This window comes from Sagittula stellata E-37, from assembly GCF_039724765.1.
Classification (GTDB): Bacteria; Pseudomonadota; Alphaproteobacteria; order Rhodobacterales; family Rhodobacteraceae; genus Sagittula; species Sagittula stellata.
In genome coordinates, this window is the sequence record NZ_CP155730.1 from 181,427 (window position 1) to 200,800 (window position 19,374).

The 19,374-nt window shown below is 63.4% G+C and carries 18 protein-coding genes; 10 read left to right on the plus strand and 8 right to left on the minus strand.

All coding sequences use genetic code 11. From position 1 onward, the window contains the following. Positions 1-252: 252 nt before the first annotated feature. From ABFK29_RS22305 to ABFK29_RS22315, 4 genes are all read right to left on the minus strand, one after another. Positions 253-465: a hypothetical protein gene (locus tag ABFK29_RS22305; RefSeq protein ID WP_005861848.1), complete on the minus strand. Its 213-nt coding sequence runs from the start codon at positions 463-465 to the stop codon at positions 253-255. Positions 466-661: 196 nt separating this feature from the next. Beyond that, positions 662-784, minus strand: a complete 123-nt coding sequence (locus tag ABFK29_RS25190) for a hypothetical protein (protein ID WP_415857464.1) — start codon at positions 782-784, stop codon at positions 662-664. Positions 785-978: 194 nt separating this feature from the next. Beyond that, positions 979-2,958 (minus strand): tripartite tricarboxylate transporter permease, encoded by a 1,980-nt coding sequence (locus ABFK29_RS22310; protein WP_040604922.1) that lies wholly within the window; start codon positions 2,956-2,958, stop codon positions 979-981. Positions 2,959-3,099: 141 nt separating this feature from the next. Further along, entirely contained in the window at positions 3,100-4,212 is a 1,113-nt protein-coding gene (locus ABFK29_RS22315; protein ID WP_005861842.1) for a tripartite tricarboxylate transporter substrate-binding protein, read from the minus strand. Positions 4,213-4,391: 179 nt separating this feature from the next. Between ABFK29_RS22315 and ABFK29_RS22320 the strand changes: the two genes are divergently transcribed. Both ABFK29_RS22320 and ABFK29_RS22325 read left to right on the plus strand, forming a co-directional pair. Continuing rightward, on the plus strand, positions 4,392-5,063 hold the full coding sequence (locus ABFK29_RS22320) for a response regulator transcription factor (protein ID WP_005861839.1): 672 nt from the start codon (positions 4,392-4,394) through the stop codon (positions 5,061-5,063). Continuing rightward, complete coding sequence (locus ABFK29_RS22325; RefSeq protein ID WP_005861837.1) at positions 5,060-6,436, plus strand: sensor histidine kinase; 1,377 nt, start codon at positions 5,060-5,062, stop codon at positions 6,434-6,436. The genes ABFK29_RS22320 and ABFK29_RS22325 overlap by 4 nt, the downstream gene beginning before the upstream one ends. A gap of 165 nt (positions 6,437-6,601) precedes the next feature. Here the strand turns inward: ABFK29_RS22325 and ABFK29_RS22330 are convergent, their stop codons facing one another. Next, complete coding sequence (locus ABFK29_RS22330) at positions 6,602-8,098, minus strand: MFS transporter (protein ID WP_040604921.1); 1,497 nt, start codon at positions 8,096-8,098, stop codon at positions 6,602-6,604. A gap of 101 nt (positions 8,099-8,199) precedes the next feature. Between ABFK29_RS22330 and ABFK29_RS22335 the strand changes: the two genes are divergently transcribed. The 6 genes from ABFK29_RS22335 to ggt all read left to right on the plus strand — a co-directional run bounded on the left by ABFK29_RS22335 (position 8,200) and on the right by ggt (position 13,611). Continuing rightward, positions 8,200-8,772, plus strand: a complete 573-nt coding sequence (locus ABFK29_RS22335; RefSeq protein ID WP_005861833.1) for a TetR/AcrR family transcriptional regulator — start codon at positions 8,200-8,202, stop codon at positions 8,770-8,772. A gap of 223 nt (positions 8,773-8,995) precedes the next feature. Further along, positions 8,996-9,778, plus strand: coding sequence for a transporter substrate-binding domain-containing protein (locus ABFK29_RS22340; RefSeq protein WP_040604920.1), 783 nt, complete (start codon positions 8,996-8,998; stop codon positions 9,776-9,778). A gap of 71 nt (positions 9,779-9,849) precedes the next feature. Beyond that, positions 9,850-10,545: an ABC transporter permease gene (locus tag ABFK29_RS22345; RefSeq protein WP_005861829.1), complete on the plus strand. Its 696-nt coding sequence runs from the start codon at positions 9,850-9,852 to the stop codon at positions 10,543-10,545. Then, complete coding sequence (locus ABFK29_RS22350; RefSeq protein WP_005861827.1) at positions 10,542-11,258, plus strand: ABC transporter permease; 717 nt, start codon at positions 10,542-10,544, stop codon at positions 11,256-11,258. Before ABFK29_RS22345 ends, ABFK29_RS22350 begins: the two co-directional genes overlap by 4 nt. Next, positions 11,255-11,998, plus strand: a complete 744-nt coding sequence (locus tag ABFK29_RS22355; RefSeq protein WP_005861825.1) for a GntR family transcriptional regulator — start codon at positions 11,255-11,257, stop codon at positions 11,996-11,998. Before ABFK29_RS22350 ends, ABFK29_RS22355 begins: the two co-directional genes overlap by 4 nt. 23 nt (positions 11,999-12,021) lie before the next feature. Then, positions 12,022-13,611 carry a gamma-glutamyltransferase gene (ggt, locus tag ABFK29_RS22360; RefSeq protein WP_040604919.1) on the plus strand — a complete coding sequence of 530 codons (1,590 nt, stop codon included), beginning with the start codon at positions 12,022-12,024 and terminating at the stop codon, positions 13,609-13,611. A 9-nt stretch (positions 13,612-13,620) separates the two neighbouring features. Here ggt and ABFK29_RS22365 read toward each other — a convergent pair whose 3' ends face one another. Genes ABFK29_RS22365 through ABFK29_RS22375 form a run of 3 tightly spaced genes read right to left on the minus strand, consistent with a single transcriptional unit; the run spans position 13,621 to position 17,632 of the window. Next, entirely contained in the window at positions 13,621-14,646 is a 1,026-nt protein-coding gene (locus tag ABFK29_RS22365) for a histone deacetylase family protein (RefSeq protein ID WP_040604918.1), read from the minus strand. 12 nt (positions 14,647-14,658) lie between these two features. Continuing rightward, positions 14,659-16,665 (minus strand): ABC transporter permease, encoded by a 2,007-nt coding sequence (locus ABFK29_RS22370; protein WP_040604917.1) that lies wholly within the window; start codon positions 16,663-16,665, stop codon positions 14,659-14,661. A gap of 10 nt (positions 16,666-16,675) precedes the next feature. Next, entirely contained in the window at positions 16,676-17,632 is a 957-nt protein-coding gene (locus ABFK29_RS22375; protein ID WP_005861817.1) for an ABC transporter substrate-binding protein, read from the minus strand. Positions 17,633-17,875: 243 nt separating this feature from the next. On the opposite strand from ABFK29_RS22375, the gene ABFK29_RS22380 reads away from it, so the two are divergent. Both ABFK29_RS22380 and ABFK29_RS22385 read left to right on the plus strand, forming a co-directional pair. Then, positions 17,876-18,562 carry a GntR family transcriptional regulator gene (locus ABFK29_RS22380; protein WP_005861815.1) on the plus strand — a complete coding sequence of 229 codons (687 nt, stop codon included), beginning with the start codon at positions 17,876-17,878 and terminating at the stop codon, positions 18,560-18,562. Then, complete coding sequence (locus tag ABFK29_RS22385; RefSeq protein ID WP_005861814.1) at positions 18,559-19,338, plus strand: SDR family NAD(P)-dependent oxidoreductase; 780 nt, start codon at positions 18,559-18,561, stop codon at positions 19,336-19,338. Before ABFK29_RS22380 ends, ABFK29_RS22385 begins: the two co-directional genes overlap by 4 nt. The last annotated feature ends 36 nt before the right edge of the window (positions 19,339-19,374 follow it).

Consider the following 19,374-nt stretch of genomic DNA (forward strand, 5'->3'; position numbering starts at 1 on the left):
CTTTAGGGCGGATGCGTAGGCGCAGCGCTGTGAGATCAGGCCCACGTTTGGCGGACGCTCCACCAGTCCGGCCGTCACGGGCCTGCGCTATCGGAAAGTGACCAGCGCCTCAGCCTCTCCCAAGCGTTGAGACAAAGCCAGTTCGTCGGGGACAGGATCCGTCCAGACCGTCACCTCGTGACCGGATGGTCGCCCACAGGGCGGCATTCCGCGCGACGTATCGAACTCAGCTTCGAGGATATGGACCTTCGATCAAGGTTCCCTGGATGTGGGAATGTGAGGCTCGGACTCCAGGGCCTGTAATGCGGCGCTGACCTTTTGGCGCTGTGCAAGCAGATGGTTGAACTGGGCGTCACATCCGGAAATCGGCGTCGGGTAGCCGGAGATCTCTGCGGCGATCTGTTGTCTGGCGGCCTGAAGTTCGACTTTGGCGAGCGTGATGCATTCGGAGATGTCGGGGATCATGGAGGCGTCCTTTTCGGTATACTATGGTATACATACTATTGATCCGGTGCAATTCAAGTGCCGGAGCTGGTACTCTGGGGGCGAACACCTCGCCCTTTGCAAGGCGTCTTGCCGTGCGCAGCAAGACTGTGGATCGGCTCCATCCGGAAGTGCGAGGCACGGTTGGCATCAAGGTCGGCGCCGGTTTCGTGACCGGTCAGACCGAAGTCGGCGGCGCATGCGAGGACCATGGGTTTGAAGTCGACCTCCGGTCCTCGATCGACACTTGCGGAAAGAAGCAATCGACGTCGGCATCGGCCGGGCGCGGCAGCATGGCCACCTTGGTGGTCAGAGCCGCCCCGCCACCGATACCGCCGATGTTCGGCGAATGGCCGGAGACCAAGGACTGCCACCAAGCACCTCATCCAGGGTTTCGCGTCCCTGGGACAGATCGGCGGGCTTGAAGTAGGGCCCGCGCGACGTACCGCCGCGCAGGGAGTGGTAGGGGTCGCTGTTTGCGTCGCCACGGGGTTCTCACCGGATCGGCCAGGGCAGGTCGTAGGCACTCTGCAGCCAGCCCGACGGGAAGTTCAGGCTAAGCATGTAGGCCAGGCCCAGGATGAAGGCCGCGGCGCAGGCGGTCATCAGGATGGTCGTGGACCACGAAGCCTTGGCCCGCACTTGCAGGAAGGCCACGAAGAAGACGATCATCGCGATGTAGAAGCCCACAAGCGCCGTCATCACGACCAGCCCTGCGATCCAGGCAGGCCCGGTCCAGAACCAGCTGTTGCCCGCGTTGCCCACGTGATCGCCGACGATCTCGTAATCGAAGAAGGCCGGGTGGTCATCGTGACCGCGCCACAGGTGCACCAGCAGGATTGTGCCGTAGACCGCTCCGACGATGCCGACACCCATCGGGAAGACCGAGCCCAGCATCGAGTGCTGCGAGGCATCCCACAGCGCCATGCTGAAGAACGCTAGCATGGCGACCGCAAAGACGATCTGGATTCCACGGCTGGCGCGCGAGGTGACGACGGTTTCGTCAGTGGGACCGGTATCGTCCACTCGGTTCTTGAGGCCGAAGTAGATCGAGGCCAGCGTCAGCGCGCCGATGATCAGCACACCGGGACGGATCAGGAATTCCCAGCCGTTGAACTGGAGTGCCTGATAGAAGAACGTCTCGGCCTGCGGGGCCAGCACGTAGCCGATCAGCAGTGCGGGACGCGGCCAGCCGAACCGCTTCATCAGGATGCCGATCAGGCCGATGGCCAGCAGCGCCACGAGGTCCGCCAGATCGCGCGTCGCCTGGAAGGCGGCAAAGCAGATCAGAGCGATCATGCAGGGTGCGAGCAACTGGAACGGAATGGCAGTCAGGCGAGAGATCGGACGCGCCAGAGCAAGGCAGATGCCAGCGCCCATGATGTTGGCCAGCGCCAGCGACCAGATGATCGAATAGGTGATGTTGAGGTCGGGGCCGACCATCGACGGGCCGGGTTCGATCCCGATCAGGACCATGCCGCCCAGAAATACCGCCATCGACCCGGACCCCGGAATGCCGAACAGCATCGTCGGAAGTAGCGCACCGCCCTGCATCGCGTTGTTTGCGCTTTCGGGCGCGACCACGCCGCGCGGGTCGCCCTTGCCGAATTGCGAGGTGTCCTTGGCGGTCTGCACCGCGTGGCCGTAGGCAATCCAGTCCACCACAGACCCGCCCAGGCCGGGAATGGCGCCGATCATGCAGCCGAAGCCCGAACAGCGGATCGACAGGAAGATGTTGCGCCACCAGTCCCGAAAGCCCATGGCCCACCCGGAGCCCAACGTATTGCCCTCGGCGATAGAGCTGTTCTTGCGCAGAAGGTCCGAGATCTCCGGGATGGCGAACAGACCCAGGCCGATGATGACCAGCGGAATGCCGTCATAAAGGTATTCGGTGTTGAAGATCATGCGGAATTCGCCGGTCGCCGGAGCGCCACCGATGGAACCGATCAACAGGCCCACGGCGCAGGCGGCCAGGCCCTTCGGCAAGCTGCGCCCCGCCAACACGGCCACCATCGATAGGCCGAAAAGCGCAAGCATGAACAGTTCGGCTGAGCCGAAGAGCAGGATGAGTGGCCGGGCGATCAGCACGAACCCGGTCAGGATCACCGCGCCCACCACGCCCCCGAACAGTGAAGAGATGAAGGCCGCGGACAGTGCGCGCGCCGCCTGCCCCTGCTTGGCCATGGGAAAGCCGTCGAGCACGGTCGCTTGGCTGGCGCTCGACCCGGGTATTCCCATCAGCACCGACGAGAAAGTGTCAGAGGTGGGGATCACGGCAACGAGGCCGATCAGCATCCCAAGCGCCGAAATCGGGTCCATTCCATAAAGGAACGGCACCAGAAGAGAGAGACCGGCGATGCCCCCGAGGCCGGGGATGATGCCGATGACCAACCCCAGCGAGACGCCGAGCAGCATGTAGGCAAGGTGTTGAAGCGTAAGCAGGGCGGCCAATGCCGAAAGCAGGGTATCCATCATGACGAAAGTCTCCAACCCGGCGCGGCAACGCCCCGGGCGATGTGGGATGCGGACAAAGGGTTGGATGGTCGGGCTTCTGCGGCCCGCTCACCTGGAGCGGGCCGGATTGATTGAACCGATCCAGTCGGGGCCGATCAGGCCTCAGTCGTCGGTGCCGAGCTTGACGCCGTAATCGGTCGCCAGCATGTCGACCACCTGCTTGCGCAGCTCGGGGGTGATCTGCGTGCCCTTTTCGAAAAGCGCCTGCGCCGCCTGGCCGGTCACTTGCTCGTAGGTGCCAAGGACGGCTTCCTTGTTTTCCTGGTACTCCGGATCGGCCTTCATCGCCTCGACCGCTGCCTGATAGGCGTCGACGATCTCTTGCGGGGTGCCTTTAGGCAGGAAGACCATCTTCTGGGCCGGGAAACCGGCCGTGAAGAAAGCGAAGTAGGCGTCGTAGCCCGGGCCCTCCGGCGCCTTGCCGGTCACCATTTCATAGGCTTCGCCGAAATGCGGCAGGTCCGGGAAGGTCGGGTCGCGCATCAGGTTGCCGTTCTCGTCGAGAACGCCCCAGCTGAACAGCGGCACCGCGGTGCCCGCATCGACCAGCGGTTGGACGTTCTTGATGTAGGCGGACGAGGTCTGGTAATCGATGTTGGTTTCGCCGCGCTCGAACGCCAGACGTCCGTCGCCGCGGCCCTTGAAACCAAAGACGTGCTGCACGTCCAGGCCCATCAGCTCGAAGCCCAAGAGCGGCACGAGATCCAGCGAGGTCGCGCCCTGGCTGGCGTAGACCAGCTTTTGGCCGGCCAGCTTGGCGATCTCTTCCGGGCTGGTGACGCCGGTCGAAGGCGACGTGTATGCGACACCGCCGGTCGGCGAGGCCATCACGATTTCCCAATCGGCATATTCATAGCGCACGCGCGGGTCGCCCAGCAGGTAGGGGAACTGGGTGGAGCCGGAGGTGCCGAGGATGGTCAGACCATCGGGCTTGGCACGGGCGGCAAACAGGTTGGTCCCCTTGGTCGAGCCGCCGCCGGGCTCGTTCACGACGACCACTGTGGGCTCGCCGGGCAGGTACTTGCCCAGAAGAGGCGCGTTGAACCGCGCCCAGGTGTCCGACCCGCCACCGGCAGAGAATGGAATGATCCATTCGATGGTCTTGCCTTCGAACGACACCTCCGCCATGGCCGACCCGGCCAATGCAAGGGACGCGGCGGCACCGAAGGTCATGGCGATGGCGCCACGGCGGGTGGTATTGAGCAATGCTTTCATGCGGGTTCCTCCCTTTAAGCATAAACTGTTCGGATTTGCAGAAAGGGCGTCATCGCAGATGACCGCAGCTTCCCATGCTCCTCCCAGACACGAGACTTCCGGACGTCCTGACATCCGGGCGACTTGATAAGCTGCACATTAATGCCGCATCCTGTCCAAAACCTGTCCGGCTGGAAGAAATGCGAATTGTCCTGATCGAAGACAACGATAGTCTGGCCAAAGGCGTCGTGAACGCCTTGTCCGACCAAGGTCATGCTGTCGACTGGTTGTCGGACGGGTTCGAAGGCAGCCAGTTTCTGAAGTCAGAGGGCGCCGATCTCGCGATCATAGACGTCAATCTGCCCGGCCTCTCCGGTTTCGAGATCGTGCGCACGCTGCGAGAACAGGGAAGCACGGTACCGGTGATCCTGCTCACGGCGCGGACCGACCTCGACGACCGGATCACGGGGCTGGATGCCGGCGCCGACGATTACCTCGGCAAACCGTTCGAGATGGGCGAATTGGCTGCGCGGATACGGGCCCTTGCACGGCGAAAATCCGACCTGCGGACCGGCGTGGTGAAGATCGGCCACATGCGCTTCGACCGCACGGCGCGCGTCTTGATCGGCCCCGCAGGCCCGATCGACCTCCCCCGGCGCGAACTCGCCCTGTTCGAGTGCCTCCTGGACCACTCCGGCCGCATCGTGTCCAAGGACCGCATTTCCGACACGCTCTACGGGGTGGGAGCGGACGTCGAGGCGAATGCCGTGGAACTGCTGGTTTCTCGCCTGCGGCGCAAGCTGGCGGAAACAGGGGCGACGATACGCACGGCACGCGGGTTGGGATATCTCCTGGACGACGGCTCCAAATGAGCGGCTTGTCGCTGCGAAGCCGGCTATTCGTCCTGATCATCCTGCCGCTGACCGCCATCTCGGCGCTTGCCGGCGTTGCGCGCTTTGTCATGGCCGAAGAAACCTCTCAGCGGCTCTACGACAATACGTTGCTGGCGGTCGCCCTAACGATATCGCGCGACGTGGTCCTCAGCGAAGGGGACGTGCTGACAGAGCAACTGCTGGACTCTCTGACCCAGGCGCTCGGCGACCCGGTATACTACCGCATTGAAGGCCCGGAAGGGCGTTTCGTAACCGGCTATTCCGACGCTCCCAAACGCCCCGAGGGTGCCGAAGTCCTCTCGGGTATCCCGTTTTTTTACGATGCGATGAGCTTTGAAGAACCGGTTCGCGTCGTCACGTTGCGAGAATTCATCGCCGAGCCGCAATTCGGCGGCTGGGTCACTGTCGACGTCTGGCAGACCGTCAACCAGCGCAGTGCCCTGAGCCTGTCGCTGTTGATGCAATCCGTCATCCTTATGGCAATCGTGGTTGCGGCGGCAGCGCTTCTTGTCTGGTTCGGGATCAATCGCGGGCTCAGACCGCTCCTGAACCTGCGAGATGCCGTCGCCCAGCGATCGCCCGATGATCTCGGCCCTATCAGGCGAACGGTTCCGAAAGAGGTAAGAAGTCTCGTCGCGGCAATGAACTCGCTGTTCGCCCGGCTATCGGAAGCCTTCACGCTGCGCGATGCCTTCATCTCGGACGCGGCGCATCAATTGCGCAATCCGGTCGCTGCCATTCAGGCGCAAGCGGAGGCGGCCACAACCGCGCCGAGCGAGGAAGAACTCCGGGTCCGCGTCGAAGAACTGGCCGAGACGGCGCGGCGCACAGGTCGCCTGACACAGCAGCTCTTGTCGATGGAAAAAGCGCGTGGACGCGCTGCCATCAATAAATCGCAGGCGGTGAATGTCCGGGCGTTGTCGGAAACCCTCGTAAAGCGGTTTGCCGAACGGGAACTGCGGCGCGGTGTGTCCGTTTCGTTCCAGATGAGCGGCGAGGAACGTCCGGTTCTGGGCGATCCGGTCATGCTGTCCGAAGCTATCGAGAACCTTTTGGACAACGCCGGCAAGTACGGCTGCCCCGATGGGGGTGAAGTCGAGCTTTTGGTGGAATTTGACGATTCTGAAGTCGTTGTCCGTGTGTCGGATTCAGGACCAGGCATTCCCGAAGACCAGCGCGAACGCGTTTTCGACCGCTTCTTTCGAATGAGTGAAGATGCCTCGGGCGGGTGCGGTCTTGGCCTTGCCATCGTCCGGCAGGTCGCGGAAGTCCACGGCGGATCGGCCCGCGTTGCGGAGTCCACTGGCGGCGGGGCAGTTGAAATTCGCCTCCCGATCCCCCGGCACACCTAATTCCAGCGAAGGTAGGTGGCGGGGTGATCCGTCACCGTCTCCCGGAACATCGCGGGATTGGCAAGTTAGGCTGGAAGAGCCGTAGATGAAACATGGACCTGCTGCCCACACCCTGAAGACCGAAGACAAGATCGAACCGTGTTAAAAGGCCTAGGACGCCGCGCCTCAAACCTGCGGTTGCAGTTTCCTGCGATCGGTCACCAGAGCCATTCTCCAGATGCCGACGGCTGAAACAGTGACGAGCGCGGCGCTCACCAGGATAACGCCGGCGAACGCCTGATCGAAGGCACCCTGTGCGGCAGACCTGAGGAGGTCGCCCGCCGCGTCGTTCAGCCGATCTGCCGCCAGATAGGCCTGATCGATGCTGTCTGCCGCCATGGTAGGAACGCCATCGGGCAGGATCATGGTCCGGGTGTAGAGCGCCGTCATCAAGCTGCCGAGAATGGCGACTCCAAGCGCACCCCCCAGTTCAAACGAGACCTCTTCGATGGACGCCGCCATGCCCGCCCGGCTCTCAGGTGCGGATTGCATGATGACACTGGATGCCGCCGTCATTGCGGCACCGATGCCAAAGCCCATGACGGCCGTCACCGACAGCCAGATCCATGGTGCACCCTGGTACGTGACCAGCAGCAGAGCCAGAGCGACCGCTACAATCGCGAGAGATCCGGTCATGGTTCGGATCGCCCCAATACGCGGCATCGCCATGCCGGTCAGCGGCCCGGCGAAGAAAGACGCCAAGGGGATGGGCATGATTGCCAGGCCGGCCTGAAGCGGCGTCAGACCGACGACCAGCTGCAACCGCTGGGTGAAGACCAGCTCGACGCCGATCATGGCTGCGGCGGCCACCAGTGCTGCGACCACACCGGACGAGAAGCGCGTATTGCGGAAAAGACGAAAATCGACCAGAGGATCGGCGCTCTTGCTCTGGCGGATGGCAAAAGCCGTCAGGGCAATAACCCCCAGACCAAGCATGACCAGGCCAAGGATGGCCGAAGGGGTCCGCTTGGCCAGTTCCTTGATGGCGAAGATCAGACCGATCAGCCCCACCATGACCTGAACCGATCCGATCAGATCGAAGGGATGCGACCGGGCCGAGCGCTTGTCAGCCAGCATGAGCGATCCGGCGGCAAAGGCCGCCAGTGCGATGGGGATGTTGATCAGGAAGACCGAGCCCCACCAGAACCATTCCAGCAGAACCCCGCCGATGACTGGCCCCAACGCTGCACCGCCAGAGGCAATGGCGGCCCAGATGCCGATTGCAAAGGACCGCTCCGCATCATCGGTGAAGGTGACGCGGATGATCGATAGGGTTGCCGGCATCATCATGGCGGCACCCACTGCGAGCAATGCTCGCGCCGCGATCAGGACGGCGGCGGTCGGTGAGTATGCAGCCAGTATCGAGGCGAAGCCGAAGACCACCAGACCTGACAAAAACATGGGCTTGTGGCCCAGTCGGTCGCCCAGCCCACCCATGCCGATGAGCAGCCCCGCCGTCACCAGCGGATAGGTGTTAACGATCCAGATCTTCTCGGTCGCCGTGGCTTGCAAGGCGCGGGTCAGCTGCGGCAGCGCCGTGTAAAGCACGGTCATGTCAATGACGATGAGAAAGAGGGCGCTTGAAACAATGGCAAGCACGAGCCAGCGGTTTTGTAAAAACATGTCTTCTATCCTATGGTCGATGATGCCAGCGTCGCTTGATCTGGACGGCGGTGCCTTGGCTCGCCATATAAATACAGTCGTATCGTAATGAAAGAGTCAAAATGGCCGGACGCCCTCGGAGCATTGACCGTGACAAGGTGCTGGATGCAGCCGAGACACTGATTTCGTCCACCGGTGCAGGGGCCTTGAGCTTTGAGTCCGTGGCAAAGGCAGCGGGCATCACCAAGGGCGGTGTTCAGTATGCCTTTGGCACGCGGGACAAACTGATCCGCGCGATGATCGCCCGCTGGAATGAGACCTTCGATGCCGAGGTCGCGAGGCGCACGGGACCCGATCCGACACCGGCCGAGACCCTGCGCGCCATCGTCGAGGAAACCCGGGACGGCGACATCGAGGACCAGTCACGGATCGCCGTGTTCATGGCAACGGCATTGCAGCACCCCGACCAAATTGCGGAGTTTCGTGACTGGTATCGCGCCAAGCTGGAGCCGCTCGACCTTACGAAGTCCGGGGATCGGAAAGCCGCTTTGGCGTTCATGGCCAGCGAAGCCGCCTTCCTGCTAAGCGCTTTCGGTCTGGTCCATTTCGAGGACAGAGACTGGGCTGCCCTTTTTGACGACATCCTCTCTGAACCCGCCCTGTCCAAGCAGTCGACGGCCAACCAGAGCGACTGAAACGGATCATCTGACACTTTGACGACGCCGCCGATGTTCAGCGCACCCAAGGGACGCTGCTTGCAGCATGCGATCTGCCAAAGAAATGAACAAGTCGCCGTATCGGGCCAGGAAAAGCATGCCCGCGCGCAATATCCCAAACAACATACTTGATTGTATACTATCTGACGGCCCACGCTGAGTGCATGCGGAGAACCGCGCCAGCAACAGGGAACCAGAAAACATGCGAAACCTTCGTTCGACTCTCATCGGGGCTGCCTTCGTGGTGGCGACGGCAGGGGCGGTCATGGCACAGGACCTGCCCGACAGCCTGACTATTGGTACCGAAGGCGCCTATCCACCCTTCACCTATACTGAATCTGACGGCAGCCTTGCCGGCTTCGAAATCGACCTTGGCAATGCAATGTGCGCTCATCTCGAAATGACATGTGACTGGGTGGCGCAGGATTGGGACGGGCTGATTCCCGGCCTTCAGGCGCAGAAATACGATGCGATCATTGCCTCGCTTTACATCACGGATGAGCGGCGCAAGGTGATCGGCTTCTCCGAAGCCTACTACAAGGTGCCTGCCCGGTTCGCGGTGCCGGTGGACAGCGACTTCGAGATCTCAGCCGAAGGTCTGTCCGGCAAGATCGTCGGCACCCAGCGCGCAACAAGTTTCGAACGGTTCATGAACGCGACCATGCCAGACGTCGAGGTTAGGCTATACGGCACCATGGACGAAGCCTATCTCGACCTCGTCTCCGGCCGCGTCGATACGGTGATGGCCGATGTGGTCGCAATGCAGTCGAGCTTCCTGTCATCGCCGGAGGGTGAGGCCTACGAAATGCGAGGCCCCGAATTCACCGATCCGCAGTTCTTTGGCTATGGCGCAGGGGTCGCGGTCCGGCAGGATGACCAGTACATCGCCGACGCGTTCTCTGAGGCGATCAAGGCGCTGCGCGAAGACGGCACCTACCAGGAGCTTTCCGACAAGTGGTTCGGCCTTGATATCTACGGCGGCTGACGGCGCGGGGCCGGCACGACAGGCCGGCCCCAAGAGACCCCATGCCCGGCTGCAACCTGAGGAGATGAGCGATGCCCGATCTTGACGGGTTCGGATGGCTGTTGATTGATGGCCTCAAACTGACCCTGTTCGTGGCGATCGCGTCGATGGCCGGCGCGCTGGTCTTCGGGTTGCTGGCCGCCATTGGCAAGCTCTTTGCGCCACGCCCGGCACGCATCCTGATCGACACCTACACGACCTTCGTGCGCGGCGTGCCCGAACTGGTGCTTTTGCTGATCATCTACTACGGGGTGCCGACATTGGTCCAGAATGTCAGCCGGGACCTGGGCGTTCCCATCACTCTGTCGATCAACCCCTTCGTGGCGGGGATAGGCACGCTGACGCTGATCTACGCCGCCTTCGCCTGTGAAGTCTATCGCGCCGCCTATGCCGCCGTGCCGGTGGGGCAACGCGAGGCCGCCTATGCGCTGGGGCTGAGCAGGGCCGTGACGTTCCGCAAGGTCGAGCTGCCGCAGATGATGCGCTATGCGCTGCCGGGCCTTGGCAATGTCTGGATGGTGGTGGTCAAGGCGACCGCGCTGATCTCGATCATCCAGCTGCCCGAGCTGATGCGCAATGCAGACATCGCGGCGCGGTCGACTCGGCAGCCGTTCACCTTCTTTTTCGCCGCCTGCCTGCTCTATCTGGCAATCACGGCAATCTCGATGTGGGGGCAGGGAAGGCTGGAACGCTGGGCGGCACGCGGCACCACCGAAAGTCGCGCATGATGGATTTCGTTGTCGAGAACCTGCCGCGCTTTCTGGGGGGCGCCTGGCTGACGATCCAGCTGGCTGCTATAAGCTGCGGGCTTGGATTCCTGCTGGCCGTGCCGATCGCTCTTGCACGGCTGTCGCGGAACGAGGTGCTACGGGGGGTTGCGACCTCTTACATCTTCTTCTTCCGTGGTACGCCCCTGTTGGCGCAGCTTTTCCTGATATACTACGGCAGTGGCCAGTTTCGTCCGGCGCTTGATGCGGTCGGCCTCTGGACTTTTTTCCGCGACCCGTGGTTCTGCGCGATCCTGTCCCTGACCTTGAACAGCGCCGCCTATGCATCGGAAATCCTGCGCGGCGCGATACAGGCAATTCCGAAGGGGGAGATCGAGGCCGCAGAGGCTCTGGGCCTCACCCGTTTGCTGCGTCTGCGCCTGATTGTCCTGCCGCGCGCCTTGCGGATCGGCTGGCCGGCCTACAGCAACGAAGTCGTCTATCAGATCCAGGCGACATCTCTGGTCTCGATCATTACGGTTCTGGAGATTACCGGCGTCGCGCGCACGGTCGGCTCCCGCGACTTCACCTTCTTCGAAGCGTTCGGGCTGGCCGCTGTCCTGTACCTTATCCTTGTCTACGGGTTTCTCTACGTGTCCCGCCGTATAGAGATGCGTTTGAACAGGCATCTGGGCACGTCCGGACCCGGACTGGCAACTGGAGGACTCCGATGACAAGCGACACCGACGACCGGCCCCGCGCCGCCCCGAAGAAGCGCGGCATCCTGCGCGAGAAGGCGTTCGAAGATCTGAAGTCCGCGATCCTGAGCGGCACGTTGCAGCGTGGCGAAAGACTGTCGGAGGCCCGTCTGATGACCGATCTGGGGATTGGCCGCACGCCGCTCCGCGAGGCGTTGAACCGGCTGGAACGCGAGGGACTTGTCGTCAGCCAGCCCAACAGCGGATATTCGGTATCCAATCTCGACATCGACGCGGTCTGTCAGTTGCTTGTGGTGCGCGAGGGGCTGGACGCGATGGCCGCCGAGATCGCCTGCGAGACCGCCACCGCGGAAGACCTGTCCGAATTGGCAGGCGTCATGGCCGACATCGACGCGCTTGACGCCTGCCACTCCGAGGAACCCAAAGTGCTGGCGCGGGATCTGGAACTGGGCATCAAGGTGCACGAGGTGATCCTGGCGGCAACCCGCAATGAACCGCTGATCGAGATCACGCAGCGTGTTTACGACCAGCTGCGTCTTGCCCTCTGGGTCGAGGTGCGCTGGGTCAACCAGTGGACAAGGGCGGTCGCCGAACACAGGGCGATCGTCGACGCCATGTTGGCGCGGGACACACCCCGGGCGGTCGAGGCTGCCCGCGCGCACATTCGCGTATCGCGCGCCAATATGCTGACGATCCGCGACATCGCCAAGGCACGCCGCGAAGCTGGGGCGAAAAGAGCGGCACGACAAGATTGACACGAAGAACACAGAAGGCACTCATGCGAGATTTTCACTTTCCCGGCCGATCTGCGGCACTTGCCTGCAACGCGATGGTTGCCACCTCACATCCGCTTGCGACGGAGGCCGCACTGCATGTCCTGCGCGACGGCGGCAGTGCAATGGATGCAGGCATCGCGGGTTCAGCGGTCATGGCGGTGGTCGAGCCGCAGATGACGGGCATCGGCGGTGATTGTTTCGCCCTGGTCAGTGCCGCCAATGACGCAGGCCGGGTTACTGCCTTCAATGGCTCTGGCCGCTCTGCCAGCGCCGCGAGCGCGGAGCAGCTGCGCGCCGAAGGGCTGACCGAAGTGCCGGTCGATTCCATTCATTCCGTCACTTTGCCCGGGGCCATCGACGGCTGGTTCAAGCTGCACGCGCGTTATGGACGGCTTGATATGGAGCGCTTGCTGCGTCCGGCGATTGCGCTTGCGCGCGACGGATACCCGGTGCACGCCCGCGTCGCCTGGGACTGGCGGCAATCGGAACAGCTTCTGGCTTCGCGCGAGGCAAGCCGCGCCGTCTTCATGCCCGGTGGCGCCTGCCCGGCAGTGGGCGACGTCCATCGCCAGGAGGCTTTGGCGCAGACGCTCGAACGGGTTGCGAAGCAGGGACCAGCGGCTTTCTATACCGGCGAGATTGCCGCCGCGATGCTGCGCACTCTGCGCGCCAACGGCGGCGTGCACTGCGAGGACGATTTCGCGGCGGTCAGCGGCGATTTCGTCGATCCGATCTCGACCGAGTACCGTGGGCGCAGGGTGCATCAGGTGCCGCCCAACAACCAGGGCATGACAGCCCTTGTCATGCTGAACCTTTTGTCGGGTTTCGATCTGTCCGCGATGCCGATGATGTCCGCCGACCGGATGCACCTGGAGATCGAGGTGGCCCGGCTTGCCTTTGCAGTGCGCAACCGGCACATCACCGATCCGCATGCCCTGCAGGCCCGCCCCGAGGACCTGCTGTCAGAGGCCTACACCAGTGAGCTGCGGTCGCGGATCAACATGGAGCGGGCGATGCGCGATCCCGGTCCGGTGGAGGTGCGAAAGTCCGACACGGTCTACATGACGGTCGTGGACAAGGACATGAATGCCGTCAGCTTCATCAACTCGATCTTCCACGGGTTCGGCAGCGGCCTCCTGTGCCCTGAAACGGGCGTGCTGTTCCAGAACCGGGGGCATTCCTTCTCGCTTGATCCCGATCATCCGAACGTGCTGGCGCCGTCCAAGCGGCCTATGCACACGATCATGCCCGGCATGGTGACCGAAGACGGAAAGCCGGTGTTGAGCTTCGGGGTCATGGGGGGCGATTACCAGCCCATCGGACAGGCCCGGGTCGTGTCGGCGCTCTACGATCACGGAATGGAGTTGCAGGCCGCGTTGGACCTGCCACGTCTTTTCACCCTTGCCTCGGGCGTCGACATCGAGCGGAGCCTGCCGCCCGAGGTCATGTATGGCCTGATGGAGAAGGGCCATGCGTTGCAAGTGGTGGACGAACCCATCGGCGGGGCGCAGGCAATCGCGATCGATCACGCGCGGGGCGTTCTGATCGGCGCTTCGGATCCCAGAAAGGACGGCTATGCCGCAGGGTTCTGAAGCGGGTGGTCAGCCGCGAAACGGGTGCAAAACCATCGGCACGCAGGTTTCGAGCGCCTCTGTGGAATAGCCCCCCTCCATCGTGAAGACGGTGGGGAGGCCGAGGTCCGCCAGTGCATCGCCGATCCGGGCGAAGTCCTTTGTTGAGAGGGACATCTTGCCCACTGGATCGCCGACAAAGCCGTCGACGCCGAGCGGCACGATCAGATAATCGGGCGAGAACCGCCGAACGTCGGACAGCACCTCCGAGAGTGACGAGAGGAAGGCGTCCCCCTCGCTGCCGACCGCCAGTGGCGCGTTGAGATTAAGGCCCGCGCCAGCGCCTTCGCCACGCTCGTCTGCGTAGCCGGTGAAATAGGGATAATCATGGGCGGGGTCTATGTGCAGCGAGGTGGTCAGCACGTCGCCGCGCGCCCAGAAGACAGACTGCGTGCCATTGCCGTGGTGGGCGTCGATGTCCACTGTCGCTACCCGCGCACCCTGATTGGCCATCCAAGCCGCGGCGAGGGCTGCGTTGTTCAGATAACTCGTCCCGCCCATGAGATCGGCCGAGGCGTGGTGGCCTGGCGGCCGGCAGGCCGCAAAGGCGTGACCCTCGCCCGCCAGAACGGACCGGGCCGCCGCAAGGGCCGCGCCTGCAGCACCGACGCTCGCCATCCACATTCCGGGCGTCAACCCGCTGACGCCGTCGAAACAGAAATGGCCGATCTTGCCCTCTATGGCCTCTGGAATCCGGCCAAAGGCGTTGCGCGTCGGCCAGACGAAGCCGTAGCCGTCAAGCTCCGGGCCGAAGGCGGCTTCCCACTCGGTCCAGGCAGATTTCAGAAAAGCCAGAAAGGCCTCGGAATGGACAAGGCGCAGATCCTCGTGCGCGGCGGGGTCGGCCTCGATCGGGGCCGCGAACCCGTGCCGGTCGAGGCCGCGCAGCACTGCGTCGATGCGGTCGGGTGTCTCGATGGCCGGGACCATCTGCCCCGGCACGAATTCCATCCGTGCCCTGTGGCCAAGGTGAGCGTCGCTGGTGAATATGCGCATTTTTGCGTCCTGTCAGTGTGTTGGCGCCGCGGGCACGGTTGAGGCCTTGCGAGCGACGGCGGCCAGAAGCCGGTCGATGGTGATGGCTATCAGGCAGACCATGGCCCCCGCGACCAGCCCGCGGCCGGGATCGACCCGGGCAAGGGCGGTGATCGTTTCCTGCTCCAGCCCACGCGTGCCGACGAGTGCGGTGACGACGACCATGCTGATGCCCAGCATGATGGCCTGGTTCAGACCCAGCAGCAGACCCGGCACCGCAAAGGGCAGGCGGACGATCCGGAACACCTGGGCTTCAGTCGCCCCGGTGCTGCGCACCGCCTCGATCAGGCTGTCCGGCGCGGAGCGTAGCGCGTGGTCGCAGTAGCGGATGACCGCCCCGACGACATAGGCGGCAATGGCAAGCACGGCAGACACATCGCCCGGCCCCAGCAGCATGACGATGGGCACCAGATAGACCAGCGAAGGCAGGGTCTGGATCAGATCGACCGCCACGTCGATGACAGATTTCGCGCGCCGCGACAGCGCCGACCAGATGCCGAACGGAACGCCGATGGCGATGCCAAGCAGCACGCCAACAAGCACGAGGTGCACGGTGATCACGGCCCGCTCCCAATAGCCGGTCGCGGCGATGATCGCGATCACGGCAGCACTGGCGATGGCCAGACGCGGCCCGCTTGCCGCCCAGCCCACGAGGCACAGCGCGAGGGCGACGCTGGCCCAGCCCATACCCATGATTGCGCCGCGCAGGGGGATGAGCAGGTTCAGCGACAGAAACACCCGAAGCGCCTCTAGCTTTTCGCCCGAATGCAGGTTGACAAAGTCGATGGCCCCGGACCACAGCGGCTCTGACGTGATGGTCAGCGCTTCGGGATAGCGCTGCGCGACGGGCCAGAGAAGACCGGCGAGCGATGGCAAGGCGATCAGGGCGCCGACGATGGCAAGGTCCCGGCCCAGCGTGGATGTCGCATCGTGGCGGGGGCGGCGATGCGCAAGCGCGCTGCCGTAGCGGTAGAGGACGATGGCGAGCAGGGTGATGGCGAGACCGGACTCAAGGCCGCGCCCGAACCGCAGGATCTGAAGCGATTGCAGAACCTCGCCGCCCAGACCGCCGGCCCCGATCATCGAGGCGAGGATCACCATGGCGAGCGTCGTCATGATGAGCTGGTTCAGCCCGATCATAAGCCCCGTCTTCGCCGAAGGGATCAGCATCTTGAGGATGTACTGCCCCTGCGAGGCGCCCGTCATGTCACCCAGTTCCCGGATCTCGGGCGGCACTTGCCGTAGGGCGAGGACAGTGGCCCGCGCCATGGGCGGCAGCGAAAAGACAAGCGTGACGATGACGGCGGACAGCGGGCCGAAGCCGACCAGCAGGACCACGGGCACGAGGTAACTGAAGATCGGCAGCGTCTGCATGACGTCGAAGATCGGCGAAAACACCGTCTCGAGCCGGGGGTGGCGCCAGATCAGCGTGCCAAGCGCCAGACCGATCGCGAACCCCACGACGACGATGAAGGCCACCGAGGCGACGGTCAGCATCGCGTCTTCCCACAATCCGAAGACGGCGAAATAGGCAAGTGTCGCCGCGGTAAGGATCGCGAGGCCACGGCCTGATGCGCCGTACGTGAGAAAAACCGCCACGCCGGTCACGCTGAGCCAGGACAGCGACGGAATCCGCAGGGTTTCGGCGGCGGTTGCACCCGGGATCAGCCAGCCCTTGGTCAGCAGGGACTGGAGGAACTCTAGCGGGATGTTGACATAGGCGCTGAACTCGCGGGTCCAGGCGATCAGCGGCCTGCCTCCGATATCCGAACGGCGCAGGATGTAGGTCAGCCAGTCGGTTGCGGCCTCCTGAAGCGGCAGGACCCACCGCTCCGGCCAGTCATAAAGCGCAGCCGGCAGAACGCCCTGCATCAGGAAGCCCGCCAGCAAGAGGCCCGCCGCGCAGATCATAAGCAGGCGGCTGCGGCTGATGGACGGCCCGGAAACCCCGGCCCGCCCTTCCAGTGTCGATGTCAGCATCGTCCCCGGCCTATTTCAGCCAGCTTTGAACCAGGTCTTCATTCCCGGCCATCCACTTCTGCGCCGCCTCGGCCGCCGACATGCCGCCGTTTTCGATGTCATCGGTCGCTTGCGACACGGCCTCGGTCGTCGTGGTGAAGCGCCGGAAGATCTCTACCGCGTTCGGCGCCCACTCTGCGGTCGGCATGTAGGCGAGCTTGTAAATGGTGCCGGCCTGGAGGTCGCAGTCCCCGATCTCGTCGGGATTCTCGCCCCAGGACGCATCCGTCAGGCAGGCGTCGTCGTACGTCGGGAAATCGACGAACTGGCCGTTGCCCGCGCCATAGAGCCAGTGCGGAACAAAGCCGAAGCCGATCGCGGGCGCGCCGCGTTTGACGGCACCGTCCATCGTGGCAACCATCGCCGCAGCGGTGCCCGGCGGGACGATCTCCACCGGCAGGCCCAAAGACTTCACGCGCTCTTCGTCATAGGGCGACCAGTCCGGCGGCGCGCTGATGTAGCGGATCTTGCCCGGCGCTTCGGGTGACGAAAGCGCCTCGACACAGGCGTCTTCGAGCAGGGCCTTCCAGTCCGGCAGGCCCGGGCACAGCTCGGCGACGTAGTCCGGATACCACCAGCCTTCGCGGATATCGACGCCGACAGAGCCCAGATTCTCGACGTCGGGGCTGGCCAGCGCCGCTTCGGTCAGGTCGGGGGTCGAGGACCAGATTGCCGGCGACATGTGGATGTCACCGAACTCCAGCGCCGTGAAATGGGCGGTGTAATCGGCCTTGATGTATTCGACATTGTATCCGGCACGTTTCAACGCTTCGCCGTAGACATTGGTGATGAAATCGGCATCGGGGATGTTGAATTCGGCCAGTTTGATCGGCTGCTGCGTTTCGGCTTGCAACTCTGCCATGGCGGCGGTGCCGAAGCCGGCGAGCACGCAGGCCGCCGCTGTCAGCTTTGTCGGGATCTTGGGCATGGGAGGACTCCTGCTGGGGTTGTTCTTGTCTTTCTTCAATATCACAAAGCAATCACAGAATATCCGGTTCGGCAAGCGACGCGTAGGAAGCGCGTCCTGAATCCAATGGAGCACGGCGAATTTGCGCAATTAATGGGCGTTATTGGCCGGATTTGGCAGCGCACGCCCACGACTTCGGCCAAAAAACAGTCAGCTCGACCGATTCTGGCTTATTTTGTGATTTTAATGTGATAGAACAGAATCATGAGCATACGTGATGAAATTTTTGAATCGATCCGGCAGGATCTGCTTCGCGCGCGCTGGTCGCCCGGCGAAAAGTTGACGATCCGCGCGTTGGCGGCGGAACATGGTGTCAGCGAGATGCCGGTCCGCGAAGCGATCAAGCTGCTGACCGAGCGGGGATTGCTGGAAGCCGAGGCCAACCGTTCGGCCCGGGTCCCGCTGGTAACGCGCCAGCAGTTCAACGAATACTACGAGATCGCCCTGGAGCTTGAGGGGTTCGCCGTTCAAAAGGCGGCGCGGCGACTGACGGACGAAGACATCGCGGCGCTGCGCGCCTACGACAACAGGCTGCGGGAGGCCCTCCAGAACCGCAACGCCTCTGCCTACATCCAGCATTATAATGCCTTCCTGATGATGGTCTATGAAAAGGCCGGGTCGCGTGCATTGGTCGAGATGATCGAGCGCGCCTGGACCCATACCGCACCGCAGGCGGCGGTCCTGTTTCAAAGCAGCGAAGTGATCGACCTGCTCGACCGGTTCCACCTGAGGATGCTGGATGCTCTGGTTCGACGCGACGGTTCTGCTGCGCGCGATGCGCTGACGGCGGGGCTGGCGCAGATGCAGGGCATGGTGAATGTCCTGCTGGATACGACCGGCGGACCCCAGCAGACGGCGCGCATCCTCGAAACCGAAGGAAGAGAAGAATGACCGACACGACGTCCCCAATTGCACTTGTGACCGGCGGTTCCCGCGGGATCGGACGGGCGGTGGTGCGCCGCCTGCTGGCCGACGGATACGCGGTTCACGCGACCTATCGTTCGGACGAGGCCGCCATGCAGGCCGTGGTGGACGAAGCCGCAACGCAGGGCCAGTCCGTCATCCCCCATCACTTCGACGCGGCGTCGCGGGACAGCCAGTCGGCGCTGGTCGCGGCCTTGCAGGGCGTCCAGTTGCGCGCCGTGGTGCACAATGCTGGCGTGGTCCTTTTCGAGGATTTCAACAGCTTCGATCACGCCATCTGGGACCAGACCGTCGAGATCAACACAACCTCTGTCCTGCGGTTGACTCTCGCGCTGGCCGGTCAGCTTCGGCAGGGGAGTGCCGTGGTCAACGTGGCCTCGACCGACGCCTTCACCGGGGCCTACGCCAGCATGTCATATGCCGCCTCGAAGGCCGCTCTGGTCAACCTGACGAAAAGCCTCGCCTGCAATTTCGGACCCAAAGGCGTGCGGGTCAACGCCGTGGCGCCGGGCTGGATCAGCACCGACATGACGAATGAAGGATCCGCGGGCTCTGCTGCGGTCACGCCACTGGGGCGCGATGGCCGACCGGAAGAGGTCGCTTCCGCCGTCTCCTTCCTGCTGTCGGAGGATGCAAGTTTCGTCACTGGCGCCTGCCTGTCGGTGGATGGCGGCTACAGCTGTTCTGACCCAATCCTTCTGGAAGAGGCCCGTGCGACGCTTGAAAGCGCGGAGGGGGCCTGAGATGTTGGCCAACGCTCCTCTTGACGCAAGCACCGC